24 protein-coding genes and 1 pseudogene are annotated in these 23,227 nt (G+C 64.0%); 14 read left to right on the forward strand and 11 right to left on the reverse strand.

What is annotated here, in order from left to right; all coding sequences use genetic code 11:
- Window positions 1-218: 218 nt before the first annotated feature.
- The 3 genes and pseudogenes from IVB54_RS16875 to IVB54_RS16885 all read left to right on the forward strand — a co-directional run bounded on the left by IVB54_RS16875 (window position 219) and on the right by IVB54_RS16885 (window position 2,477).
- Window positions 219-665: a hypothetical protein gene (locus IVB54_RS16875; protein ID WP_007603109.1), complete on the forward strand. Its 447-nt coding sequence runs from the start codon at window positions 219-221 to the stop codon at window positions 663-665.
- Between the two features lie 101 nt (window positions 666-766).
- Window positions 767-1,639, forward strand: coding sequence for a DMT family transporter (locus IVB54_RS16880; RefSeq protein ID WP_247361829.1), 873 nt, complete (start codon window positions 767-769; stop codon window positions 1,637-1,639).
- Window positions 1,640-1,737: 98 nt separating this feature from the next.
- A pseudogene (locus IVB54_RS16885) lies at window positions 1,738-2,477 on the forward strand (hypothetical protein).
- Between the two features lie 62 nt (window positions 2,478-2,539).
- Here the strand turns inward: IVB54_RS16885 and IVB54_RS16890 are convergent.
- Both IVB54_RS16890 and IVB54_RS16895 read right to left on the reverse strand, forming a co-directional pair.
- A complete protein-coding gene (locus IVB54_RS16890; protein ID WP_018455277.1) occupies window positions 2,540-2,854 on the reverse strand; it encodes a hypothetical protein in 315 nt (104 codons plus the stop codon).
- Window positions 2,855-2,920: 66 nt separating this feature from the next.
- Window positions 2,921-4,396: a deoxyribodipyrimidine photo-lyase gene (locus IVB54_RS16895; protein ID WP_247562902.1), complete on the reverse strand. Its 1,476-nt coding sequence runs from the start codon at window positions 4,394-4,396 to the stop codon at window positions 2,921-2,923.
- Between the two features lie 95 nt (window positions 4,397-4,491).
- On the opposite strand from IVB54_RS16895, the gene IVB54_RS16900 reads away from it, so the two are divergent.
- On the forward strand, window positions 4,492-6,222 hold the full coding sequence (locus IVB54_RS16900; RefSeq protein ID WP_247777372.1) for a Cache 3/Cache 2 fusion domain-containing protein: 1,731 nt from the start codon (window positions 4,492-4,494) through the stop codon (window positions 6,220-6,222).
- 57 nt (window positions 6,223-6,279) lie between these two features.
- Here the strand turns inward: IVB54_RS16900 and IVB54_RS16905 are convergent, their stop codons facing one another.
- Window positions 6,280-6,939: a peroxiredoxin gene (locus IVB54_RS16905; protein ID WP_247394796.1), complete on the reverse strand. Its 660-nt coding sequence runs from the start codon at window positions 6,937-6,939 to the stop codon at window positions 6,280-6,282.
- A gap of 392 nt (window positions 6,940-7,331) precedes the next feature.
- Here IVB54_RS16905 and IVB54_RS16910 point away from each other — a divergent pair, with 392 nt between their 5' ends.
- A complete protein-coding gene (locus IVB54_RS16910; RefSeq protein WP_247394799.1) occupies window positions 7,332-7,904 on the forward strand; it encodes a hypothetical protein in 573 nt (190 codons plus the stop codon).
- Window positions 7,905-7,961: 57 nt separating this feature from the next.
- Here the strand turns inward: IVB54_RS16910 and IVB54_RS16915 are convergent, their stop codons facing one another.
- From IVB54_RS16915 to IVB54_RS16935, 5 genes are all read right to left on the reverse strand, one after another.
- Window positions 7,962-9,827, reverse strand: a complete 1,866-nt coding sequence (locus IVB54_RS16915; RefSeq protein WP_247562901.1) for an alkaline phosphatase family protein — start codon at window positions 9,825-9,827, stop codon at window positions 7,962-7,964.
- 907 nt (window positions 9,828-10,734) lie between these two features.
- Complete coding sequence (locus IVB54_RS16920) at window positions 10,735-11,052, reverse strand: LuxR C-terminal-related transcriptional regulator (protein ID WP_247563202.1); 318 nt, start codon at window positions 11,050-11,052, stop codon at window positions 10,735-10,737.
- Window positions 11,053-11,100: 48 nt separating this feature from the next.
- Window positions 11,101-12,324 carry an ABC transporter permease gene (locus IVB54_RS16925; RefSeq protein ID WP_085384476.1) on the reverse strand — a complete coding sequence of 408 codons (1,224 nt, stop codon included), beginning with the start codon at window positions 12,322-12,324 and terminating at the stop codon, window positions 11,101-11,103.
- Window positions 12,321-13,046: an ABC transporter ATP-binding protein gene (locus tag IVB54_RS16930; protein ID WP_204511439.1), complete on the reverse strand. Its 726-nt coding sequence runs from the start codon at window positions 13,044-13,046 to the stop codon at window positions 12,321-12,323. The genes IVB54_RS16925 and IVB54_RS16930 overlap by 4 nt, the downstream gene beginning before the upstream one ends.
- The gene (locus IVB54_RS16935; protein WP_085351325.1) at window positions 13,043-14,470 is read right to left on the reverse strand and encodes an efflux RND transporter periplasmic adaptor subunit; all 1,428 of its coding nucleotides are present in this window, start codon (window positions 14,468-14,470) and stop codon (window positions 13,043-13,045) included. The genes IVB54_RS16930 and IVB54_RS16935 overlap by 4 nt, the downstream gene beginning before the upstream one ends.
- Before the next feature lie 643 nt (window positions 14,471-15,113).
- Between IVB54_RS16935 and IVB54_RS16940 the strand changes: the two genes are divergently transcribed.
- The 6 genes from IVB54_RS16940 to IVB54_RS16965 all read left to right on the forward strand — a co-directional run bounded on the left by IVB54_RS16940 (window position 15,114) and on the right by IVB54_RS16965 (window position 18,070).
- Complete coding sequence (locus tag IVB54_RS16940) at window positions 15,114-15,773, forward strand: response regulator (RefSeq protein WP_018455266.1); 660 nt, start codon at window positions 15,114-15,116, stop codon at window positions 15,771-15,773.
- A gap of 165 nt (window positions 15,774-15,938) precedes the next feature.
- Window positions 15,939-16,340, forward strand: a complete 402-nt coding sequence (locus tag IVB54_RS16945) for a hypothetical protein (RefSeq protein ID WP_018455265.1) — start codon at window positions 15,939-15,941, stop codon at window positions 16,338-16,340.
- Between the two features lie 119 nt (window positions 16,341-16,459).
- The gene (locus IVB54_RS16950) at window positions 16,460-16,852 is read left to right on the forward strand and encodes a curlin (RefSeq protein ID WP_204511438.1); all 393 of its coding nucleotides are present in this window, start codon (window positions 16,460-16,462) and stop codon (window positions 16,850-16,852) included.
- A 32-nt stretch (window positions 16,853-16,884) separates the two neighbouring features.
- Window positions 16,885-17,262: a curlin gene (locus tag IVB54_RS16955; protein ID WP_247336127.1), complete on the forward strand. Its 378-nt coding sequence runs from the start codon at window positions 16,885-16,887 to the stop codon at window positions 17,260-17,262.
- Window positions 17,263-17,583: 321 nt separating this feature from the next.
- Window positions 17,584-17,760 carry a curlin repeat-containing protein gene (locus IVB54_RS16960; protein ID WP_247531615.1) on the forward strand — a complete coding sequence of 59 codons (177 nt, stop codon included), beginning with the start codon at window positions 17,584-17,586 and terminating at the stop codon, window positions 17,758-17,760.
- Between the two features lie 19 nt (window positions 17,761-17,779).
- Window positions 17,780-18,070 carry a hypothetical protein gene (locus IVB54_RS16965; protein ID WP_204511437.1) on the forward strand — a complete coding sequence of 97 codons (291 nt, stop codon included), beginning with the start codon at window positions 17,780-17,782 and terminating at the stop codon, window positions 18,068-18,070.
- 53 nt (window positions 18,071-18,123) lie between these two features.
- Here the strand turns inward: IVB54_RS16965 and IVB54_RS16970 are convergent, their stop codons facing one another.
- Window positions 18,124-18,408: a hypothetical protein gene (locus tag IVB54_RS16970; protein WP_018455258.1), complete on the reverse strand. Its 285-nt coding sequence runs from the start codon at window positions 18,406-18,408 to the stop codon at window positions 18,124-18,126.
- Window positions 18,409-18,690: 282 nt separating this feature from the next.
- Here IVB54_RS16970 and IVB54_RS16975 point away from each other — a divergent pair, with 282 nt between their 5' ends.
- Window positions 18,691-19,131: a hypothetical protein gene (locus IVB54_RS16975; protein ID WP_026232911.1), complete on the forward strand. Its 441-nt coding sequence runs from the start codon at window positions 18,691-18,693 to the stop codon at window positions 19,129-19,131.
- 18 nt (window positions 19,132-19,149) lie between these two features.
- On the opposite strand, the gene IVB54_RS16980 is transcribed toward IVB54_RS16975, so the two are convergent.
- Complete coding sequence (locus tag IVB54_RS16980; protein ID WP_247454325.1) at window positions 19,150-19,992, reverse strand: GNAT family N-acetyltransferase; 843 nt, start codon at window positions 19,990-19,992, stop codon at window positions 19,150-19,152.
- 122 nt (window positions 19,993-20,114) lie between these two features.
- Between IVB54_RS16980 and IVB54_RS16985 the strand changes: the two genes are divergently transcribed.
- Entirely contained in the window at window positions 20,115-20,819 is a 705-nt protein-coding gene (locus IVB54_RS16985) for an SDR family oxidoreductase (RefSeq protein WP_085384467.1), read from the forward strand.
- A 266-nt stretch (window positions 20,820-21,085) separates the two neighbouring features.
- A complete protein-coding gene (locus IVB54_RS16990; protein ID WP_204511435.1) occupies window positions 21,086-21,907 on the forward strand; it encodes an outer membrane protein in 822 nt (273 codons plus the stop codon).
- 70 nt (window positions 21,908-21,977) lie between these two features.
- On the opposite strand, the gene IVB54_RS16995 is transcribed toward IVB54_RS16990, so the two are convergent.
- Complete coding sequence (locus tag IVB54_RS16995; RefSeq protein WP_204511434.1) at window positions 21,978-23,033, reverse strand: serine hydrolase; 1,056 nt, start codon at window positions 23,031-23,033, stop codon at window positions 21,978-21,980.
- Window positions 23,034-23,227 lie beyond the last annotated feature (194 nt).

Genomic DNA, 23,227 nt, shown 5'->3' on the forward strand with positions numbered 1-23,227 from the left:
CAGCCCGGAAATCGACGCCAATCCCGCAGATTCCCGGGTGGGTGTGACAGAATTGCCGGTTCTGTGGTCCGGACTTGCCCATATTTGGCCTTTTCGAGATGCTTAACGAATTCCCCACACAAGTATGACCAAAAGGGAATTAGCTCAAGACTCCTGTTGCCGGCTTCTCGGGGTTCATAGACCGGTCCATTCCTGAAGGCTTTCGCCGTCACCTCGCCATGCGCATCACGCTTCTGAGCCTGCTGTTGCTCTCGGTCGTCGCCGCCACGCCGGCGCGGGCCGAACTGCATATTACCCGCGACCACGGCGGCTATGTCGAGGAATACAAGGCCAAGTACAAGCGCGTCCGCGAGAAGGGCGAACGCGTCATCATCGACGGCATCTGCAACTCGGCCTGCACCCTGGTGCTCGGCATCGTGCCAATGAACAAGATCTGCGTGACGCCGCGCGCCAGCCTCGGCTTCCACCAGGCTTACTACGACAAGGCCTTCACTTTCGGCATCAAGGTCACCAGCGCGGAGGGGACGTCCGACCTGATGGCCTACTACCCCGACACGGTGAAGGACTGGATTCGCCGCAATGGCGGGCTCACCACCGACATGAAAAAGATCAAGAACGGCGTCGAGCTCTGGAAGATCATCGATCCCTGTCCGGACGAATGGTGAGCGGCTGAGCCGTCCGGTCCGTCGCAGCGCAGCATCGTCCGGACGAATTTGGCCGAAATTCGCATTGCCGCATTGGCCCCCGGTGGGGCAATGAGGCGGCAATGAATCATAATCAAGAAGCCCTGACCGCCCGCGCCGCGCCGATCCTGTTCGTCCTGCTTTGGAGCACGGGCTTCATCGGCACCAAATACGTCGTCAACAATGCCGATCCTTTGACCTACCTCGCCATCCGCATGGCGTTCGTGGTCGGTCTGATGGCGATCATCGTCGCGATCGCGCGACCGAAATGGCCGGACCGGATCGGCATCGCGCACAGCGCCGTCGCCGGCATTCTCGTCCATGGCTTCTATCTCGGCGGCACCGCAATCGCGATCGCGCACTCGATTCCGGCCGGGCTCTCCGCGCTCATTCCGGGCCTTCAGCCGATCCTGACCTCGACCATCGCCAACCGCTGGCTCGGGGAGAAGGTGACGCCGGTGCAATGGGCGGGGCTCGTCCTTGGCCTCGGTGGCGTCGTGCTGATCCTGCACGGCCGCCCCATGACCGGCGAAGCCGGGCTCGGCTGGCTCGCCTCCGTCGTCTCGCTGATCAGCATCACGCTCGGCACGCTCTATCAGCGCCGCTACTGCAATCACATCGACTGGCGCGCCGGCAATCTCGTGCAGTACGTGTCCGTCACGATCTTCTTCGCGATTGGTGCGTTCCTGTTCGAGGACCGCGTGGTGCACTGGACGCGCGAGTTCATGCTCGCGCTGGCCTGGCTCGCCGTGGCGCTTTCGATCGGTTCGATCGGACTGCTGTACTGGCTGATCCGCCACGCCGCCGCCACGTCGGTTGCAAGCCTGTTCTATCTAGTGCCCGCCGTGACGGCGCTGATGGCTTATCTGCTGTTCGGAGAAAAGCTCGATGCGCTGGCGATCGCGGGCATGGTGATGTGCGCGGCCGCGGTGTTCGTCGTCAACCGACGCTTCTAGGGTTGGCGGGCCAAGCCGCTCGAATACATCCCTGACGTGCGCGGCAAGATCGTGCTACGGTCCGCGCATTTCAGTGCCTCTTTCACAGGTGATTTTGCATGAAGAAGGCGAGACGCGCATTGCTTGGCAGGTCCCTGAAGCCAGTCCGGATTGCCTGCATTAATTATGCAGAGGAGATGATGAGCGAGCAGATGATGGCGCGGCTCACTGCCGCGCTGCAGAAATGCTATGACGAGCACTTCCTGCCGGTCTGGGGCTACCCCGTCGATCTCGACGTTACCGCAAGCCGAAGCCCACCGACTGGCAGTTGGTCTATTTCGACGATGCGACCCACAAGAATTTTCTCGGGCGGCATGAATTGACGCATCGGGGACAGCCGATCTCGAAGATCTTCCTCAAGGCGCTGTCCAAGGACGATCCGGTCAGTCTGGCAGCCTCGCATGAGCTGTTCGAGATGGTGCTCGACCCTATGGCCAATCTGTGGGCCGACAAGACCCGGCACACCCAATACGCCTACGAGGTCTGCGACGCAGTGGAAGAGGACGCCTTCGTCGTCAACGATCTCCCGATGTCGAACTTCGTTTATCCGTCCTGGTTCGAACCCTTCAAGCATCCCCGCGGCACGAAGTTCGACCACATGGGATTGCTCAAGGAGCCGTTCTCGATGACCGAGGGCGGCTACGTCATCAAAAAGGTGAACGGCAGGAGATTGATCAAGCAGTTCGGCTCGCCCGAGAAGCGCCGGCGCTTCAACGCCGAGGACCGGCGCGGCCATCGCAGCGAATTTCGCGATCCGCAAGGCGAGCATCACCCGGGCCGGCGCGCAGCCAAGCGGTGAGGGTAGGGTATCGCTGGAGCCGTCTCCGGGCGCGTCCGCCCCCGGAGACTTGAGCGTTGCGATCAGCGCTTGGCCTTCGTGGCCTTCTTTTTCGACTTGGCAGCTTTCTTGGTGGCCTTCTTTGCTGTTTTCTTGGCCGCCTTCTTCGACGACTTCTTTGCAGCTTTCTTCGAAGTCTTCTTGGTGGCCTTCGAAGTTTTCTTCGGAGCCTTCTTGGCTTTCTTCTTGGACGCCTTCTTCGGCGCTACCTTCTTCGCAGCCTTCTTGGCGGCTTTCCTGACCTGCTTCACCGCAGTGACAGCGGCGTCCTTGGTCGCTTCCACGGCGGTGGTGATCGTGTCCATCGCCTGTTCGGTGATCGGCTTGTCGTCGTCCATATCGTCCCCCACGGTTTGCATGGAGCGGTGACGATAGCGCGTTTCATGATTGTGTCAAAGCAACGCTCAACCTTTGCGGATCTTTGCGTAGGCGGTGAGCGCGCGCTCTCGTCCCTTGGCATGATCGACGATCGGATGCGGATAGCTCTTGCCGAGCGTGACGCCGGCGCTCGCAAGCTCGATCGGTGTCGCCTGCCAGGGCTGATGGATCAGCTCGGGTGGCACATCCTTCAACTCGGGCACCCAGCGTCGCACATAGGCTCCATCCGGGTCGAACCTCTCGCCCTGGAGCACCGGATTGAACACGCGGAAATAAGGCGCCGCGTCGGCGCCGCAGCCGGCGACCCACTGCCAGTTGGCGGGATTGCTGCCGGCATCCGCATCGACCAGCGTGTCCCAGAACCAGCTTTCGCCGTCGCGCCAGTCGATCAGGAGGTGCTTGACCAGGAACGAGGCGACGACCATTCGCACCCGGTTGTGCATCACGCCAGTGTGCCAGAGCTCGCGCAGGCCGGCGTCGACGATGGGATAGCCGGTGCGGCCGCGCTGCCAGGCGGAGAGCGCCTTGGCGTCGGGCTTCCATGGGAAGCCGTCGAAATTCGCTTGCAGGTTTTCGGTTGCAAGATTGGGGTGGTCGTGCAGCAGGTGCCGGCAGAACTCACGCCAGCCGAGCTCGCTCAGGAACTTGTCGACGCCGGGTCCGATCGCGGGATTTTCCGCCGCGGCGAACCGCGCGGCGTGCCAGACCTGGCGCGGGCTGAGCTCGCCGAATCTCAAATGCGGTGACAGATGTGAGGTGCCCTCGCGGTCCGGGCGGTCGCGATCGCCGACATAGCCTTGTGCGGTGTGCTTGAGGAAGTCGCGCAGGCGAGCGCGGGCGGAAGCTTCGCCCGGGGTCCATGTCTCGCGCAGGCCGCCGGCCCAATCTGGCTTGCCAGGCTCGAGCTTCCAGGTCTCCAGCGTGTCACTGGTGACCGTCGGCGCAGGACGCAGGTCCTTCGGCGCCGGCAGGGGCTTTGGCGGATCGCCGAGCGCCAGCACGCGCCGCCAGAATGGCGTGAACACGCGCAAGCCGTGGCCTTCCTTGTTGCGGATTACCGCTGGCGGAACGAGCAGGTCGCCGGGGAAACATTGCGACTCCACGCCGATCTTTGCCAGCGCGGATTCGAGCTGCCGCTCAACCGCCTGATGCGGCGCCTGTGCGATCCCGTTCCAGTGGACCGTGCGGGCTCCGCTCTCACGCGCCACCTCCGCGATCACCCTGGCTGCCGGCCCCTTGCGCAGGATCAGCGATCCGCCGCGCGTGGCAATGTCGGCGCCGAGCGCCCGCAGCGACTGCGCCAGCCACCAGCGCGCCGCGGCGCCCGGCGCTCGCCCGGCCGAATCGTCCAGCACATAGAGGCAGATCACCGGCGCGCCGGTCTTCGCAGCCGCCTTGGCGGCAGCGTGGAGGGCGGGGTGGTCGGACAGGCGGAGGTCGTCGCGAAGCCAGACGATGATAGGCGGAGCGCTTGGCGTGGTCAGGGTGTCCTCGTTTACCATTTGGAAAGCATTGGCGTCCGGCGATTGGAACCGCCGTTAATGCGACCGTAAGCCGATTGCACGAACATGCAGGAATTACAGGAGTCATTCCATTCATGTACGGACGAGCAACGGCGAAGTTTCTGCCGCAATTCAAACTTGGCACCAAGGCGCTCCTGTGCGCGGTGTTGCTGATCGCCATGAATACGGCGCTCGTGGTTGGCGCCGGCTATTGGTCGCTCAGCTCCGCTTTCAACGATCGCGCGCTCCGCGACATCGAGGTTAGCCTGCGGACGCTGGCCCTGGCCTTTGCCGAAATCGTTCCCGATGCGAAGATCACGATGCGGGATGGCGCGGTGGCGCGCGCCGAGATTCCCAAGATGCCGGACTTCAGGGATCACGCCATCGTCGATCGCGCGGTGTCCTATGTCGGCGGCAACGCGACCCTGTTCGTGTTCGACGATGCGAGCGGGCAGTTCGTGCGGCGGTCGACCAACGTGAAGAAGGAAAATGGCGACCGCGCCGTCGGGACCCAGCTTGCCGCCGATCATCCGGCGCAGGCGCTGCTGCGTCGTGGCGAGGCCTACAAGGGCCCGGCCACCCTGTTCGGCAAGTCCTTCATGACCGCCTATTTCCCGATCGCCGACGCCAGCGGCAAGGTCGCCGGCATCCTCTATGTCGGCATCCCGATGGCCCAATTCGAGAGCATGCTGGCCCACACCATCGAAAGCATGGCGATCGCCGCCGGGCTCGCGGCGCTGCTGGTGCTGGTTCTGACCTTGCTGGTCGTCCGCCGCGTCACCAAGCCGCTCACCTCAGTGACGCGCTCGCTGACCGCGCTCGCCGAAGGCCAGAGCGACGTCGAGATCGATTGCGAGAATCGCGCCGACGAGATCGGCGAGATCGCCCGCACGGTCGGGGTGTTCTGGAGCAATTCGCAGGAGCGGGCGCGGATGCGCAGCGAGCAGGCGGCCGCTTCGGCTGCGGCCGCCGAGCAGCGCAAATCCGAGCTGCGCAATTTCGTCGAGGAGTTCCGGGGCGGTGTCGGCGGCATTCTCGACAAGGTGCTGACATCGTCAGGCGAATTCGAGCGGACGGCGCGGCAGCTCACCGACACTGCGCGCTCCACCGCCGATCTGTCGGCGCGGTCGGCCGGAGCTTCCGAAAGCGCCTCCGAGCACGTGCGTTCGGCGGCGTCCGCCTCGGACGAGCTGTCTCAATCGATCTCCGAAATCACCCGGCGGGTGCAGGAATCGAACGTCATTTCCGCTGAGGCCGTGCGGCAGGCCGAGGCGACCGATCAGCGCATCGCGCAGCTCTCCGAGGCGGGCGCGCGCATCGGCGATGTCGTCAAGCTGATCACCTCGATCGCCGAGCAGACCAACCTGCTGGCGCTGAACGCGACCATCGAAGCCGCGCGCGCGGGCGATGCCGGCCGCGGTTTTGCGGTGGTGGCCCAGGAGGTCAAGACGCTCGCCGGCCAGACTGCCAAGGCAACCGACGAGATCTCGAACCAGATCGCCAGCATGCAGCTTGCGACCGAGGAATCGGTTGTCGCCATCAAGGCGATCAGCCAGACCATCGAGCGCATCAGCGGCATCGCGGGCTCGATCTCGGCGGCGGTCGAGCAGCAGAAGAGCGCGACCCAAAACATCGTCGCCAGCGTTCGCGCGGCGGTATCGGGCACGGCCGATGTCGCCGTCAACGTCCGTCAGGCCGCCGAGGGTGCGAACGAGACCGGTGAGACGTCCAGCCGGATGTTTGCTTCCGCTCAGGCGTTGTCGGGCGAGAGCCTGCATCTGAAGGCCGAGGTCGAGGGCTTCCTCGAACGCGTGCGCGCGGCGTAAGAGCTAACGTCGTCGTTCCCGGGCGATGCTGACGCATCGCCCCGGATGACGATTGGGTTATTTCGGCTGCGGCACGATCCGGATGTAGGGCTTCGGCTCCTTCCAGCCCTGCGGGTAGATCGTCTTGGCCTCGTCATTGGAGACCGAGCCCGCGATGATGACGTCCTCACCCTGCGACCAGTCGGCCGGGGTCGCGACGCGGTGCTTGGCGGTGAGCTGGAGCGAGTCGATCACGCGCAAAATCTCCTGGAAGTTCCGGCCCGTCGTCATCGGATAGACCAGCACCAGCTTGATCTTCTTGTCCGGCCCGATGACGAAGACGTTGCGGACCGTCTGATTGTCAGCGGCGGTGCGGGAGAGGGGATCGCCCGAGATCGCGGCCGGCAGCATGCCGTACAGCTTGGAGACGTTGTAATCGGTGTCGCCGATCATCGGATAGTTCGGGGCCGCGCCTTGCGTCTCCTTGATGTCCTCCGACCATTTGGCGTGGCGGTCGACCGGATCAACCGAGAGGCCCATCAGCTTGACGCCGCGCTTGTCGAATTCCGGCTTCAGCTTGGCGAGCGCACCGAGCTCGGTCGTACAAACCGGCGTGAAGTCCTTCGGGTGCGAGAACAACAGCGCCCAGCTGTTGCCGATCCAGTCGTGGAACTTGATCTTCCCTTCGGTGGTCTCGGCTTCGAAGTCGGGTGCGGTGGCGCCGATCGGAAGTGTCATGGTTCTACCTCATCTCATTGAATCTACTTGCGAATTCATCTTTGACCGTCGCGACCATTATAGGGTCTCCGCGATCCCAAGTGAACGCAAACTGAACCGCTTCAAGTAAAATGTGAATTCCTTCTTTGAAGGCCTGATTTCCCAGCAGCTTTTTGTTACAGCCGCGCCTGCGGCGAAACATCTCCACCGGGGCTATACGGGCGTGATTGCCCCGAGAAAGCCTTTTATGACTCCCATCACGCTCGCCCGTCGCTTCCCAGAACCAAAATGGTCCTGACAGCGACCAATTGGCAACTATCTCGAAAAGTCGCGATCCCGGTACCGAATCATTAACCACCCCTTTACGCCGGCATGAAAATGCTGGCCGATCAGAAGAAATCTGGAAGTGAACTATGTCTGCCGCTGCGCATAAGTCTGTTGAGTCGCCGTCCCTCGAACCGTCCTGCCGTGATACCGCGGCCCATGCACTGACCATCGTGCGCGACGGCGTGATCACGGGCGAAGGCCCGACCACCAAGGGAAGGGTGCACTTCTCCCGCTCGCTCGATGCCGATGACACCGCCTGGTGCGCCCGCATTCTGACCGCCACGGCCGTCAACGACCAGCCCGTCAGCCGCGCCGAGGCCGAAGTGCTGTTCGAGATCAACGAAGCCGCGACCGAACGCACCGATGGCGGCCGGTTCGACGACCTGCTCGCCAAGGCGGTGGCCCATTATGCGGCGAGCGCCTCCGGCCTGAAGGTGCCGCCGCGCAGCGTCGCGCTGTCGGCCGAATCCGATATCGAGGGCTGGGCGCCGTCCTATGCCTCCAATGTCAACAGCGAAATGCTGGAGTGGATCGCCGGCCAGATGCGCGGCAAGCGCCACAACAACCGTCGCCTGATGGCGATGGTGGCGACCTTCCTGGGCGCCACCGCGCTGCCCCTGGCAGGCCAATTGCCGAACGTGTTCGACATCGGCATGTAAGATTTTGGGCATGTAAAATTCTGCGCCCTTCACGAAGGACGCATTTGAACGGCGGGGTTACTTCCCCGCCGTTTTTTGTTTGCCGGCGTCCGGCTCCAGCCCGAGGGTGCGACCCGGGAAACCGGCGGCGTCGAAATAGCGTTGGCTGCCGACGCGCTGGAAGTTCAGCACGGTCTGCAGGCCGTTCTCGGACTTCTTCGACTTCTCGACCCCCTTGTACGCCTTCGGCACGGCGCCGTTGGGCAGGGCCTCCGACATCACGCGGCCGACTAGGCCGCCGTTCTGCGAAGCGCGCAGTCCGAGGAGCTGGGCTGCCGTCATGCCGACGTCGGCATTGCTGACCGGGATCTCGCTGACATAGCCGGCTTTGAAGTCCGGACCGATCGCGGCCATGAAGTTCATGGTGTCGCCGCGGCTGAAGCTGCCATGCATGCCCTGACCCTGGCGCAGCACGGTGTCGGCGACGTGCACCGAGCAGTTGGTCGGCGCCTCGCCGCAATCGCTGGCATAGGAGCGGAAGTTGACAACGATCGCCGGCGTCGGCGTCGCCGCCTTGCCGCGCAGGTTGACGCTCGACAGCGGCAGCGTACCGGGGAGGCGGCCGAGCGAGTCGTCGACGAACAGGCCGGAGACGTAGTCCTGCTCGAGCAGCACCTTGACGGTCCTGGCCGCCAGCTTCTTGTCCTTGGTCGGCAAATAGATCAGGTCGGAGCCGCCATTCGTCGCGACGATGAGATCTGGTTTTTCCGGATCCTTGCCGAGCACGCCGTTGCCGGCCTTGGGGTGCTTGTTGCCCTCGACCCTGGCGTTCTTGTCGTTGGGATCGAACAGCGGCAGGTCGAGCGCCTTGGCAAGGTCGAGCGCCAGAAAGCCCATCGGCAAAAAGTCCTTCGGCGTGTCGTCATAGCTGACCTTGGCCGAGGGGCTGGTCTTGCTTTCCTTGGAGATGGTCGAGAAGCCGTGGTCGGCCTGGACCATGATGTTGGTGGTGGCAGCAAGGCCGAGCTCGTCCAGCGCCTTGCGGAGCTGGGCGAGGTTGTTGTCGGCATTCTTGATGCCGGCCATCGAGGTCGGCCCGTTGATGCCGGGCATGATCTGGTTGAGGCTGTCGCCGGTGTTGTGCTGACTGCCGTCGGGGTCGCGCGACCAAAACACCAGCACGAACGGCTTGTTGCGCGCCTTGAACATCGGCAGCACGACCTTGGCCGCGACGTCGGCGAAATAGGCCTGCTGCGCGACGTTGGCCGCCGTGGTGCCGGGCGTCTTGGCATCGCCCGCCTTGGAGTTGTCGCCGCGCGGCGGCGTGGCGAGGGGCAGGCCAGCCTTGGTGAGAGCGGCCTTGACTTCGTCCGACAGCGCCACGCCGTTCTTGCCGCCGGTCGCGTCGTCGAACACGACCGAATGCAGGCCGGCCTTTTCGGGCTTGTCGGTGTGGTCGAACTGATAGGTCGGACCATGCTTGCCGAGCGCGGCGGTGCTGTAGCCCTTGTCGCGGGCCAATTTCAGGATCGTGTCCTCGTTGAGGTAGTCGCCTTTGAAATGCTCGTCGATGTCGCCGAGCACGGCGTCGTTCTCAATGAAGGGGACCACGGTGTCGCCGGCGGGTACCGAGGTGTAGTTGGTCCAGATCGTATTGGAGAACACGCCGGTATCGCCGAGATAATGGCCGGTCGACATCGCCGAGCCGTTGGCCATGGTGAAGGTCGGGAACAGCGAGTGCGAATTCTTGAAGTTGACGCCCTTGTCGCGGATTTCGGCCATTGCGGGGGCGGTCTCAGGCGTGACCTTCAGCGCCCGCAGACCGTCCGGAATGAACAGGATCAGGTTGCGGGGCGTGTTGTTCTCTGCGGAGGCAGGTCCGGTCGAAAGTCCGGCGGACAACACTGTCAGTCCGGCTGACAGCAACACCAGTGAACGGCGCATCAAAATCTCTCCCTGCGAGGCGGCTTGGCCGCCAACCGCGGCCCCCGGCTTCGTTTAGTTTCGCTGCATGACGGTTTTGTTACAAGAGCGGAGCGGCATGTAAAGAAGGACCCCGCTCTGCGCGGCGTCCGGCGGCACGAGATCGCGGTGTCGGCACGCGCTGCTTCAGCATCGTTATTGCGAGCGCAGCGAAGCAATCCAGAATCTTTCCCCGGCGGCAGACTGGATTGCTTCGCTGCGCTCGCAATGACGGAGTGAGTGGCTGGCAGCGTCGCGCTTCGATTCGCATTCCGAGCGGCAGACACACCTTCGCCCTCTCGCGGCGCATTTCGCCCGAGCTTTGCTTGGTCGCCTCACCCTCAAAATGAAAGAGGGCGCAGGGAAGACCGGGTGCCGGCTGGCACCCGCGGTCCACTGTGCGAGATTGTCGTAAGAACAATGCACAGCGGCATACAGGTGAAGCCCAACATCCGGCCTTCCCTGCGCAGTGGCTTTACGGCTTATGTCGTGCTCTCCCCGGGGAGCGATGCACTATTGCCCCCGTCGCCTTGCGGATGGCTGATGCGTGTGCCCGGTTGGGCAACCCACATCACCGCAACGCTTGACGCACAGACCCCGGGCGTCAGGACCACACGATTTTGCCGTACGCCGATCGCACCGGTCGTGTGCGCGACGCCTTCACTCACGGTTGCCCGCCCTGCGAAGCCGATCGCGCCGATGTGACCAACGTCCACCGCCGTCCGGCCCGCGTTCGTGACGATCGCGATACGCCCCTCTTCCTTGCCGGGTTGAGAAAATATCTAACAAAAATCCGAATTCTAATAAAGAGAAATATTTTGTCGCCGTTGCGTTGACCCCGGACTTGGGTGTTTCGCTCGAAATGACGCAAGGGATTGTGGCCGAGCGGTCAATCCGGTGCCGTCGGCACCGGCGTATTCTGAGCGACCGCCTTGGCCGGCGCGGCCGTCGTGAAATTGCGGCCGCCATTGGCCAGGTTGCGGCGAAGCGATGGCGGCGCCGCCTGCAGGGCAAAGATGATCGCGATCTGGGTCCGGTTCTGGAGACGGTATTTGCGCATGATATTGCCGATATGCGCCCGCACCGTGTTCTCCGAGATCTTGAGCTCGTACGCGATGTTCTTGTTCTGCATTCCGCGTGCGATCAGCATCATCAGGTCCCGCTCGCGTGGCGTTGGTGTGATCGAATGTTTCGGATCTGGACTCATAACTGCTCCTCCGTGGCCATTGGTCGATGCGAACACTCCAGCATGTTCTCACTCCGTCTTGAGTGCCTCGATCGGGCTGAGCTTGGATGCCTTGTGGGCGGGATAAAAACCAAAGATCAGGCCGGTCGCGATCGAGAAGGCGAGGGCAAGGCCGATCGCCTGACCGTCGATCGAGGTGATCCATCCTGCCATGCGAGCGACCGTCATCGAGAGCGTGACGCCGGCACCGACGCCGATCGCGCCGCCGAGCAGGCAGAGCACGAGGGCCTCGCAGAGAAACTGAAGACGGATGTCCCGCATCCGCCCGCCAAGCGCGCGGCGGATTCCGATCTCGCGTGTGCGCTCGGTGACCGAAACGATCATGACATTCATGATGCTGATGCCGCCAACGAGCAGCGAGACCGAGGCGATAGCGACGAGCAGGAGCGCGACGGTGCGGATCGCTCCCTGCTGCGCTTCCATGGCGGCGGCCGGATCCTGAACCTTGAAGTCGTCCTCCTGCCCAGCGGGAATACGGTGGCGCTGCCGCAGCAGGTTTTCGATCTCCGTTCGCGCCCCCGCCATCTGTCCGTCGGCGGCCACCTTGGCGATAATATAGGCGACCGAATCCCGGTTGATGTTGCTTGCGCTGCCGAGGAAGCGCAGCTTGGCCGTGGTGAGCGGCACGAAGGCGACGTCGTCCTGCGCCGGTCCCTTGCGATCGAGAACGCCGACCACTTCGAGCGGCACCTTCATGATCCTGATCTGTGCGCCGATCGGGTCCTCGCCGGGCGCGAACAGCTCATGCGCGACCGTGCTGCCGAGGATCACGACCTTGCCGGCGCCTGCCTCCTCGCTACCGGAAAAATAGCGCCCGCTCGCAAGCTGCCAGTCGCGCACCATGAAGTGCCCGGTCGTCGTCCCGTTGATCGTCGTGTTCCAGTTCTTGCTCTCGTGAATGACCTGGGCCGTTCCTGCAATCGAGCCGGCCGCGGCCTGGATCTCGGGGATCTGCTCGAGGATCGCCTGCACGTCGCTCTCGGTCATGGTCAGCTTGCTGCCATCCTTGAGGCGCACGCCGCCCTGGTAGACCGCGCCGGGGTTGATCATCAGCACGTTGGCGCCGATCGAGCGGATCTGCTCCTGCAGGCGAAGCTGCGCGCCGGACCCGATCGCAAACACCGTCACGATCGAGGCGACGCCGATCACGATGCCGAGCATGGTGAGGATGCTGCGCAACGGATTGAGGCGCAACGCGTGCAAAGCGATTTGAAAGCCCTGGAGCATGGTCATGGCGCAGCGTTCCGTTTCGGCAGGATCGGGACCAGCGTTTCGTCAGCGACGAGCTCGCCGTCGTGCAGGCGGATCGTGCGCCGGCACTGGGTCGCGATGCCGGGGTCATGCGTGATCATCACGATGGTCTGGCCGGACCGGTTCAGCGCGGCGAACAGGGCCAGTATCTCGGCGCCGGTACGGCTGTCGAGCGCGCCGGTCGGCTCGTCGGCGAGCACGATCAGCGGGGAGGCGATCAGGGCGCGCGCGATCGCGACCCGCTGCTGCTCACCGCCCGAGAGCTGTCGCGGGAAGTGGTGGGCCCGGTGCACCATGCCGACGGCCTCCAGGCTCTGCTCGGCGCGGGCCAGGCGTTCCTTGCGGCTGATGCCGCAATAGACCAGCGGCAGCGCGACGTTCTCAATCGCATTGTGGCGAGCGAGCAGATTGTAGGACTGGAATACGAAGCCGATGCTGCGGGCGCGCAGGGACGACCGGTGGTCTTCCGAGAGATCGGCGACGTCGGCTCCCTCGAGATAGAGCGCGCCCTCGCTCGGCAGGTCGAGCAGCCCGATCATGTTCATCAGCGTCGATTTTCCGGAGCCCGAGGGTCCCATCACCGCGACGATCTCGCCTCGTTCGATGTCGAAGCTGACATTGCGCACCGCAGTCACCGCTACTCCGTCGGCGCGATAGGTCCTGGAGACCGACTGCAGGCTGATGAGGGGCGGGAGGGCCGTCATGATCCGAACCTTATGCCGAGAAATTCCATGCCGGCCGGCCGGATGGCCTGACCCACGGCGACCTGGCTGCCCTCGACGAGGTCTCCGCTCCTGAGTGCGACCTGTTCGGTGCCGGCCGCGCCGACGGTCACCGGAATACGCCGGAGTGAGCCGCTGGCGGTGCGCGCCCACACGGCGCTGCGCGCCGCGGCGTCCGGCCGCGTGCCCGAGGGCTGGAAGCGCAATGCAGCAAGCGGCACTTTCAGCACGTCGTCCTGCCGCTCGATCACGATCTTTACCAGGGCGGTCATGCCGGGCAGCAACGCGCCGTCGAGATTGGAGGTGGCCAGGACGACGGTGTAGGTCACGACGTGCTGCTGGTTCTGCGGTGCCTTGCGCACCTGCCGCACCACCGCCTCGAAGCGACGGTCCGGGTAGGCATCCACCGTGAAATGCGCGCGCTGGTCGGGGGCGATGCGTCCGATATCGGCTTCGTCGACCTGCGCGTGGATTTCCATGTCCTCCAGTCGATGCGCGACCACGAACGTGGTGCGCGATTCCAGTCCGACCGCGAGCGTCTGGCCCTCGTTGACGAACCTGCCGACGACGACGCCATCGATCGGCGAGCGGATCACGGTGCGGTCGAGATCGGCCTGGGCCGCAGCGAGAACGGCCGCCTTTTCCGGCACGGCCATGCGTGCCTGCTGCAATTCCGCCTCGATCCGGCGGACGTCGGCCTGCGCCCCATCCACTGCATAGGAGTTGAGGGACATCAGAACCTCGGCCTCGCGTTCCTGGGCCAGACGCGCGGTGAACTCCGTCTGCGCGTCGTCGACCGTCGTCGTGGCCACCACGTTTTGCGACTGGAGTGCCTGCTTCCGCTGCAAGGTCTTTTGCGCCGAGCTCTTGACTGCCTGGGCACTCTCGAGCTTGGCGGCGAGCACGTCCCGGCTACCCCTTGCGTTTTGCAGATCGATCCTGGTGCGATCGAGCTTGGCCCGTGCGACGTCGACCAGAGAATTGGCAACGGCCAGAGAGGCCCGGGCTTCGTCGACCTTGGCCGCAAAGCTGCGCGGATCGATCAGGGCGAGCGGCTGATCCTTGCTGACCGTGTCGTTGAAATCGACATAGACCCGGGCGAGCTGCCCGGACAGCTGGGAACCCACCTCGATCGTCTTGACCGGCTGCAGGGCTCCGGTGACGGTGATGGTCTGCTCGATGCTGCCGCGCTGGATTGAGGCAAAGCGGAATACGGGGGCGTCCGATCCGAAGCTCCGTGCTTCCAGCCCCACGGGTCTGAGCAGCCGTTGGCTCGATGCGTAGGCAAGGGCCGCCTTCTGCGCCGCGGCCCCGGCCGCGTCGGTGATGACGGCCGGCCCCGCGGCGTAGACCGCGGCGAGGCCACATGCAGTTCCGAGCAAGGCAATAACTGGCACAAATCGCATATCAAAAACCCGCCTCTTGAAATGGCATCGTTGGCGGCAAAGGCAGAGACCGCGCTATGGTTGTAAACCCGCTATGGTTGTAAATCTTGAAAAACGCGGGCGATCGTCAGTGTGTCGCCGCTGCCGGGGCGACGGTCGGGTGCGCTTGATGATCCAGAAGTAAAGTCCGCGGGTGCTATTTTTCACGACTTGCCCGAAATGCATACGGAGCGTATCGATATGACGCGCGCGGTATCGAACTCGACAAGCTGACTGAACGTCTCGTCTGCTCTGGCCGAAGCGGCCAGCGCCCGGCGTTCAAGTCGGCACGTGGGTGGCGACGCCATGACGCACTCGGCGATACCGAAGTTCCCACGCCAGATCGTCGCGTTTCCGGTCGTCGCATTCCCAATCGCAGCATTGCCGATATCGCGCCTCGCCATGATGCCGCAGGTCGCGAGGGCGCATCCCCGCAATCACGAAACCCGATGTGTGAACACCTTCACTCGTCTTGAACGGGTGTTGGGCCTAAGACGTCGAAGCGGCGGATCGGAGCGACTCGCTCGATCCCCGCGAATTCATCCGAGCACCTTGATCTCGCTTGCAAGAAGAATGGATGGCTCGTTGCTTGTTCATCGAGCCCCAATCCGGGGAGCCCGTTTCCATGAGTTCAGGTCAAGCCACAGTTTATGTCATTGACGACGAGATCCAGATTCGAACCGCGATAGGAAGTCTCTGCGAGGAGACCGGGCATCAGGTGAAATTGTTTGCGTCGACCGACGAGTTTCTCGGGGAGACTATTTCCGGCGGGCCTTCATGCCTTGTGCTCGACGTCCGCTTTCCCGGCACGGCGCCGACCGGCCTCGAGCTTCAGCGCCGGCTCGCCGAGACGGGCGTGCTTATCCCGATCGTCTTCATCAGCGGCCATTCCGACGTCCGCGTCTCGGTCGAGGCCATGAAGCGCGGCGCAGTCGAGTTTCTTCCAAAACCCTTTCGCGAACAGGAGATCCTCGACGCGATCAGGCACGGCATCGAGCGCGACCGCAGGCGGCTCGAACGCGAAGATAGCGTGCGCGAAGCGCGCCAGCGCGTCGAGACGCTGACGGCGAGGGAGCGGGAGATCATGCTGTTGATGGCCGAAGGTCTCGTCGCCAAGCAGATCGCGGCGAGGCTCGGGGTGAGCGAAGTGACGGCCAAGGTCCATCGCACCAGGATGATGCGAAAACTGGAGCTTCGCTCGCCGATCGAGGTGGTGCGGTTGGTCGACAGCATGGGACGCGAAGAAGAGACGACACGAACCGGCACGGGACAACCGTACAGCTAGTGCCGCAGGCACCAAGGCGCCGCGCAACGTCTAGTCCGTACCGATTAGCATGAACTGCAGTCTGTCGCACGCAGCACGATCGGTTCAAAGTCGGTCCTGCGATGTCGGCCTCCTCCAAGACGGCATCCGAACCCAGTCAGAGATCTTAGCCAGAAAGGATATTCCATGCGCAAATTGTTTTTTGCTTCCGTTGCCGTGCTCGCCCTCTCCTCCGCCGCGCAGGCCGCCAACACTGCGACCACGGTGCAAGTGGGCGTCGTGAACGGTTCCAGCGTCTCGCAGCAGGGCCTCACCAACGACAGCTCGTCGACCAGCCAGCTCGGCATCATCAACAGCGCGACCACGATGCAGGGCACCAGCGCGGCCTCGCTCAACAACGGCAGCACGGTCAACCAGGTTGGCGTGCAGAACTCGGCGACGACCGGCCAAGTGGCGTTCGGCAACAACGGCAGCGCGATTACCCAGAACTCGTTCGGGCCTGCCGCGCTTCAGAACAACGCCGCCGCCGTCGGACAGCTCAGCGTGTTCGGCGTCAACAGCAGCACCGTCTCGCAGACGGCGCACTAAGCCAGCCCCGTTTGGCCGGACGCGTCATCTGCGGCGCGTCCGCGCCATCCTTGAAAGCACCGCCTCGGGCGGGACGACTCGGTGAGAGCTTGTCCGCCGACTTTCGCGGAGGAAATGTCATGCATCAAAAATATCTCGTTGCCACGATCGTCGCGTTCGGCTTGCTGACCGCTGTCGATGCCCAGGCCGGCAACTCGGCCAGCGTGCTGCAATTCGGCACCACCAACAACTCCTTCATCTCGCAGAGTGGCGGCACCAACAACAGCGCCACCACGATGCAATTCGGCGCCACCAATACTGCGACCACCCTGCAGACGGGCTCGCTCCTGACCGTCAACACCTCAGTGATCGGGCAGGGCGGCACCACCGCGACGGCGTCCAACACCGCGTTACTCGGCCAGGCCGGTGGCTCCAATTCGAGCCTGATCGGCCAGATCGGCGCGAACAACGCGGCGGCCGTCGGACAGCTCGGAATCCTGAACGGCTCGACGATTTTGCAGCAGACTCCTTGATCGCAAATCCATTTTCAGTCGCGAGGCATGTCATGAGACATTTTTCCGGCGCCGCCTGCGGCGCGTTTCTCACCTTGTGTTGCATAGGCGCCGGATCGGCCGGTGCCCAGACCGCCGACATCAAGACCATCGTGTCGCTCGGCGGCCCGCCGGTCGTGCTGAACCAGAACAGTCAACTCAACATGGCCGGCGTGTTCATGATAGGCAGCAGCACCAGCGCGACCGTCACTCAAAACGGCACGAACAACGCGACCGGAATCCTGCAATTCGGCGGGACGACGTCGGCATCGGTCGGGCAGGCGGGCGTGAACAATGTCGCGTTTGTCGGCCAGGCCGGCCAGTCGACCAGCAGTTTCCTGTCCCAGTTCGGTGCGTTCAACTCGGCGACTGTTGTCCAGAATAGCCATTGAGTTGGGCGCGACCTCAGCGTCGTCAGAAATGCAATGGGGGCAAGGCAATGATATGCGGTAGACTGCTCCTGGCATTGGCGGCATTGCTCGCCGCCGTCAGCGTCGCGTCCGAGGCATCCGCCGGATCTGTCCAGCGCGGCGTGACGAACCGGAACGTGAGCATCGAAACGATCGTGCAATTCGGCAACGACGTCCCAGCCGGTCACGATCGAGGAGAACAGCAGCATCAATATTGCGCGTGTCATCCAGATCGGTGGCACGGGAACGGTCGATGCGACGATCATCCAGAACGGCACGCGAAATTATGTCGATGTGATCCAGGTGGGTGGCACCACCAATTTGGCGATCGGTCAGTCGGGTGTGAGCAACATCGCCGATATCACTCAGGTCGGCAATTCCACCAATGCCCTCCTGCTCCAGATCGGCGATATGAACACGGGAACGGTGCGACAATTCGGGCGCTTCAACTGGCTGTCGATATTTCAGTTCAGCCGGTGATCAGAAGGTGAGGTGCAATATGAGGTTCATCGTACTTGCAGCAGGAATGAGCATCATGATGGCAATGGCAGCGAGGCCGGCCGGAGCCGGCGAGTCAGGTGACGGCCACACCACGATGGTTCAGGACGAGAACGGCACGTCCGTCATCACCCAGAGCGGCGATCCGGCGCAGGCTGAGGTCAAGATCGAGAAGGAGCCTGGGCGCACGACGGTCTATCGTCGCAGCGGCGGCAACACCGCCATTGTGACGCAGGGCACCGGAAATCCACAGGACATGCTGGACTGGCTACGCAAGCAGCAGGGCCGCTGACGCACGAAGGCCCATCGTCCGTGATGGACGATGGGCCTCATCGTGAGCGGGCGTTACCAGCTGCGATAGACGCCGGTCAGGGTGCCGTTGTTGTTGCCCTCCGGGCCGACATCGCCCTGCGTCGAGCTCGGCGCGGGATGGTTGGTGCCGTTGAGCGCACTGTAAGGTCCGGCCACATCAGGATAGTACGCGCGTGGCTGAACCGGTTGGTAAGCGGGGGCGGTGCGATCCCAACCCGCGCGGGATCCGTTCCAATCATAGCCCTGGGCCGAGGCGGCCGTCGTGCCCGCGACGAGGGAAGCCGTGATCAGGCAGAGGAGTTTCGATTTGTTCTGCATTGGAGATGCTCCTTGCTGGTGTCGGGAGCCAACGACCGCAGTGCGGGAGCGTTCCGGGTGTTGTCGGCCGAAGCGATCAACTCCGATCAACTGGTTATGAAGTCCGTTTCCCGGGAACACGAGCGACATCAGCCGGAATCCCGGGCGTCTTGCCGCAGCTTGTTCCCTGTTCATCCCGTGCCTTAACCAATAATTAATTATACGTTTGCGGGTGGGCGACAGCCCGGCCTAGCGTGCGGTGGGGAGCCGCTATTCGCGAAGCCAAACGAGTTGGTGCGTATCATGATGTCGAGATCATTTGGGGCGTTGCTCGCCTCGCTCAGCGCAGCCGCGCTGCTCCTTGCCCCCAGCGTCGGTTTTGCCAGGCCCGGTGGCACCGTCGCGCATGCCGCCACGCCTTCCGGTCCGGCGGCGCGTCCGCCCATTGCGCCGGGCGCCAGGTTCCGTGGCCGCAACACGCCCTGGGTCTACTGGCCGGGCGGCGGCGGGTTCTACTATGACAATGCTGGCTACGGCCAGCCTTTCGCCGAGACCGCCCAACCCGTCTCCAGCGACGTGCGCTACACCTATACGTACGACGTTCCCTGGGACTGGACGCATCGCTTCCCGCCCAACGTGGTGCCGTCAGACCGGCCCTACGTGCCGAGCTGTCCGACGGAGCAGGTCACTGTGCCCGGCCGCGGCGGCGGCGAGCACACCGTCAACATCATGCGCTGCTACTGAGCAGCGAGTTCGGCTCAGCTAGCCCAGCTCAAAACTGGTCACGCCGAAGACGCGGTCGGTCCGCAGCGGCGCGATCGGCCCCGTGTACATCCGCGCCGTCTCGAACACCGGCTTCAGCCCGAGTGATTCCACAAGCGCAATCGCCTCGCGATTGACGGCGGGGACGTCGAGGAAGATCTCGCCGCCGTTTGCGCTTTCCAGCAAGGCCTGCACGATCGCGTCCGCCGCCGCGCGGTCGTCGGCGACGAGCGGGCCGATCTTGCGGCCGATCCGGCACGGCCGGATCACGCCCCATGCAGCGAGCTTGCCGTCGCGCAGCAGCGCGCGCCCGACATGTCCTGATGTGCCGATCCAGGCACGCAGGAAGGCACTGCGCGGAGCCGGAAAAACCGTTGCATCGTCGGCTTCAACGAGCGCGAGCGGGATCGTGTCGAGCGCAACGACATCGGCGGGCGGCCTCGATGGCGCGGCGACGAAGCCGCCATAGCGGACATTGGCGTGAGCAAGCTGGAAGCCGGACTTTCTGTAATTGTCCTGCTGTGCCACGACGCCGTCGAGGCCGATCACGCGAGCGCCCGCATGCGCGATCGCCGCGTTCCACATGCGCAGGCCGTGGCCTCTGTCGCGAAAACCCGATCGCACGATGTAGAAGCCGAGAAACGCGAAGCGATCGTCGTAGTTGACGCAGGAGACGGTCGCGACCGGCTCGCCGTGGATCTCGCCGACGAAGAAGCCCTTCGCGTCCGGGATCGCGAAACAGGCGGCGTCGGAGTGGCCCGGATTCCAGCCCTCGGCCGCGGCCCAGTCGACGGCGATGGCGATCTCCTCGGGGCGCAAATTGCGGATCTCCAAATCGCTCATCTTTCAAGTCGCCTTCGACGGTGGACCTTCCGGCCGGTCCGGCGGTAGAAGGCCTCATGATAGGCCGGGCCCACGGCTCGCCTCCACGATATCACAAAGGATGATCGCTCATGGCAGCAGAGATGGCAGCAGAGAAGGTCGCACTCGTGACCGCCGGCGGCAGCGGCATGGGGGCAGGGGCTGCGCGCCGGCTCGCAGCCGACGGCTTTCGCATCGCCATCCTGTCTTCTTCCGGCAAGGGCGAGGCGCTGGCAGCCGAGCTCGGTGGGTTAGGGATCACCGGTTCCAACAAATCGAACGACGATCTGAAGCGGCTTGTGGACGGGGCGCTTGCCCGATGGGGACGCATCGACGTGCTCGTCAACAGCGCGGGCCATGGGCCCCGGGCGGCGATCACCGAGATCACCGACGAGCAGTGGCACACCGGCCTCGACACCTATCTGCTCAACGTGATCCGTCCGACCCGGCTGGTGATGCCGATCATGCAGACGCAGAAGGGCGGAGCCATCATCAACATCTCGACCGCCTGGGCGTTCGAGCCGAGCGCGATGTTTCCGACCTCTGCGGTGTTCCGCGCCGGCCTCGCCGCCTTCACGAAGATCTTCACCGACACCCATGCCGCCGACAACATCCGGATGAACAATGTGCTGCCGGGCTGGATCGACAGCCTGCCGCAGCTGGATGCACGCCGCGACAGCGTGCCGATGCGGCGCTACGGCAAGGTCGAGGAGATCGCCGCGACGATCTCGTTCCTGGCGTCCGACGGCGCGGCCTATATCACGGGACAGAACATCCGCGTCGACGGCGGACTGACGCGTTCGGTCTGAGACGCGGAGCGTCGGATCGCGCGCGGGTTGTCGCGATGCGACAGTGGTGTGCGTCGCGCGTCACGGAGGAGGGATGACGCGTGGCCCTCCAGTCACACCCGTCACGCGTTCGCGTGCCGCACGGCTCACACTACGTCACAGTCCCTATGAACTTCGCCGCAGCCCAAGACGGCCAGGGACCGGCAGCCTATGCCCAATCTGCGCCGGACAACTTCCGCCCGCGCATTCGAAACGCGAGATCAATCGCGCGGGGCAAGGAGACTGGAATGAAGAAGTTTTTGCTGGCGGTTGCCGCGGTTGTTTTGGGCTCCGCATCCGTGCAGGCGGCCGACCTCGCGGCGCACTACACCAAGGCGCCAATGATGGCGACGGCCTACAACTGGACCGGCTTTTACGTCGGCGGCAATGTCGGCGGGCAATGGGGCAGCGCCGATCCGGCCACCTCGACCGCGTTCGATCCCGCCGGCTATTTCGCGGACACCAGTGTTACCGCGATTGCTGCAGTCGGCGCCCAGCGTGTCAACAGCTCCAGCGTCACCGGCGGTCTTACCGCCGGCTATAACTGGCAACTCAACAACGCCGTGCTCGGCCTGGAAGGCGATATCAACTATTTCGGCTTCAAGGGCAGTGCGACGGGTTCGGCGCTCTATCCGTGCTGCGCACCGACCGGCTTCACCGTGTCGTCGTCGGTCTCGGCCGACTGGCTCGCCACCATCCGCGGCCGCATCGGTTTCCTCGCTGCTCCGACCTGGCTGCTCTACGCCACCGGCGGTGCGGCGATCGCCGAGGTGACGGGCAATTTCAACTTCGTGGACACGTTCGCTGCGGCGACGGAGTCGGCCGCGTTCCGCGACACACGCCTCGGCTGGACCGCAGGTGTCGGCACCGAATATGCCTTCGGCGGCGGCTGGTCGCTCAAGGCGGAATATCTCTACGTCGACCTCGGACGCAGCACCGTGACCAGCACCAATCTGTTGGGCGGCGCGTTTCCGACCAACGTCTTCACCCACTCGGTCGATCTCAAATCGAACATCGTGCGCGTCGGCGTGAACTATAAGTTCGGCGGACCCGTCGTTGCCAGGTACTGAGCATTCCCGTTCCGACCTGGCGTGGAAAGCCCCGGCTTAGCCGGCGCTTTCTGTTTTTCGCTAGGCGGATTCAGTGCGATGCCGCCAGATGCGCCAATGCTGGCAGGATCCTGTAGCGCGCGATCTCGTGCGGATATTCGCCCCGATTGGCGAGCAGGACGATCCCGATCCGCTGCGCCGGCACCAGGCCGATATAGCCAGAGGCGTTGTTGAGCCCACCCGGCTTGTCGACGACGGTGACGCCCGGCAGACGCACCGTCTCCCAGGCCATTCCCTGCCCAAACTTGTCGTCGACGCGGAAGATCTCGTGCTGAGTCATCCGCAGGGCCTCGCGCAAGTGAGGCTCGGTCGACTGCCCATCGACGCAGGCCGCAACGAATGCGGCGAGATCCCGCGGCGAAGAAAACATCTGGCCGGTGCCGGGGAAATCAAAATAACTCTGCTGGTTGCCGATGGGGCCGATTGCCATGCCCTGATCCGAGTAGCCCTGGACCGCGAGCTGCATCCAGGCGTCGTGCATGACGGCACGGCTGTCCTCGCCGCGTTCGGGCACGGAGGTCGCATTCATGCCGATCGGCTTGAGGATGTGTTGTTCAAACAGGGTTGCGATCGGAGCGCCGTAACAGCGCTCGAGCACGAGTTGAAGCAGCACGTAGCCGGCGTGGCTGTAGACGCGCTGCTTGCCGGGCACTTCGCCGGCTTGCGGTCTCCAGCTGTTGAACATGTCGATGAGCTGCGCGCGGGAAAACGCGTCGCTCGGCCACGGCGGATGATCGGTCGGCAGCAGCATGCCTGAGGTGTGCGTGACGAGTTCGCCGACAGTGATGCGGCGAACATAGTCGCCGGTGAGCTCCGGGAGATATTTCGCCAGACGATCGTCGAGCCGCAGTTCGCCGCGGAGGGTACCGAGCGCAACCAGCGTCGCCTCAAACGGCTTGCGTAGGGAACCGAGGTTGAACAGCGTGTCCGGCGTGACCGGCCTTCGCGTGGCGCTGTCGGCAAAGCCGTAATTGAAGTACTCGACATGGCTGCCGGCATAAAGTGCAGCGGCGAGACCGCCCGGCTGGTCCGGCGTCGCGGTCGGCGTCAGTTCGTTCGCAACGATGTCGCGCATCTGCGCGATCATGTCGGAATCCGCGGCGGCCCCGCGCGGCCATGCAAGCGCAACGGGAACGAGCGCGGCCCGGGCGAGCGCCCGTCGGGTGAGATACGATGAGGTGACAACAGACGACACGGCTCTGGCGCAAGATTCGATGCGCCCCCAGTCTCTTGTAGTGGGAAGGGCCGATCCTCCCTATTCACGATTGCGCGTGGTGGGTT

It is taken from the genome of Bradyrhizobium sp. CW1, from assembly GCF_023100665.1.
Taxonomy (GTDB): Bacteria; Pseudomonadota; Alphaproteobacteria; order Rhizobiales; family Xanthobacteraceae; genus Bradyrhizobium; species Bradyrhizobium canariense_D.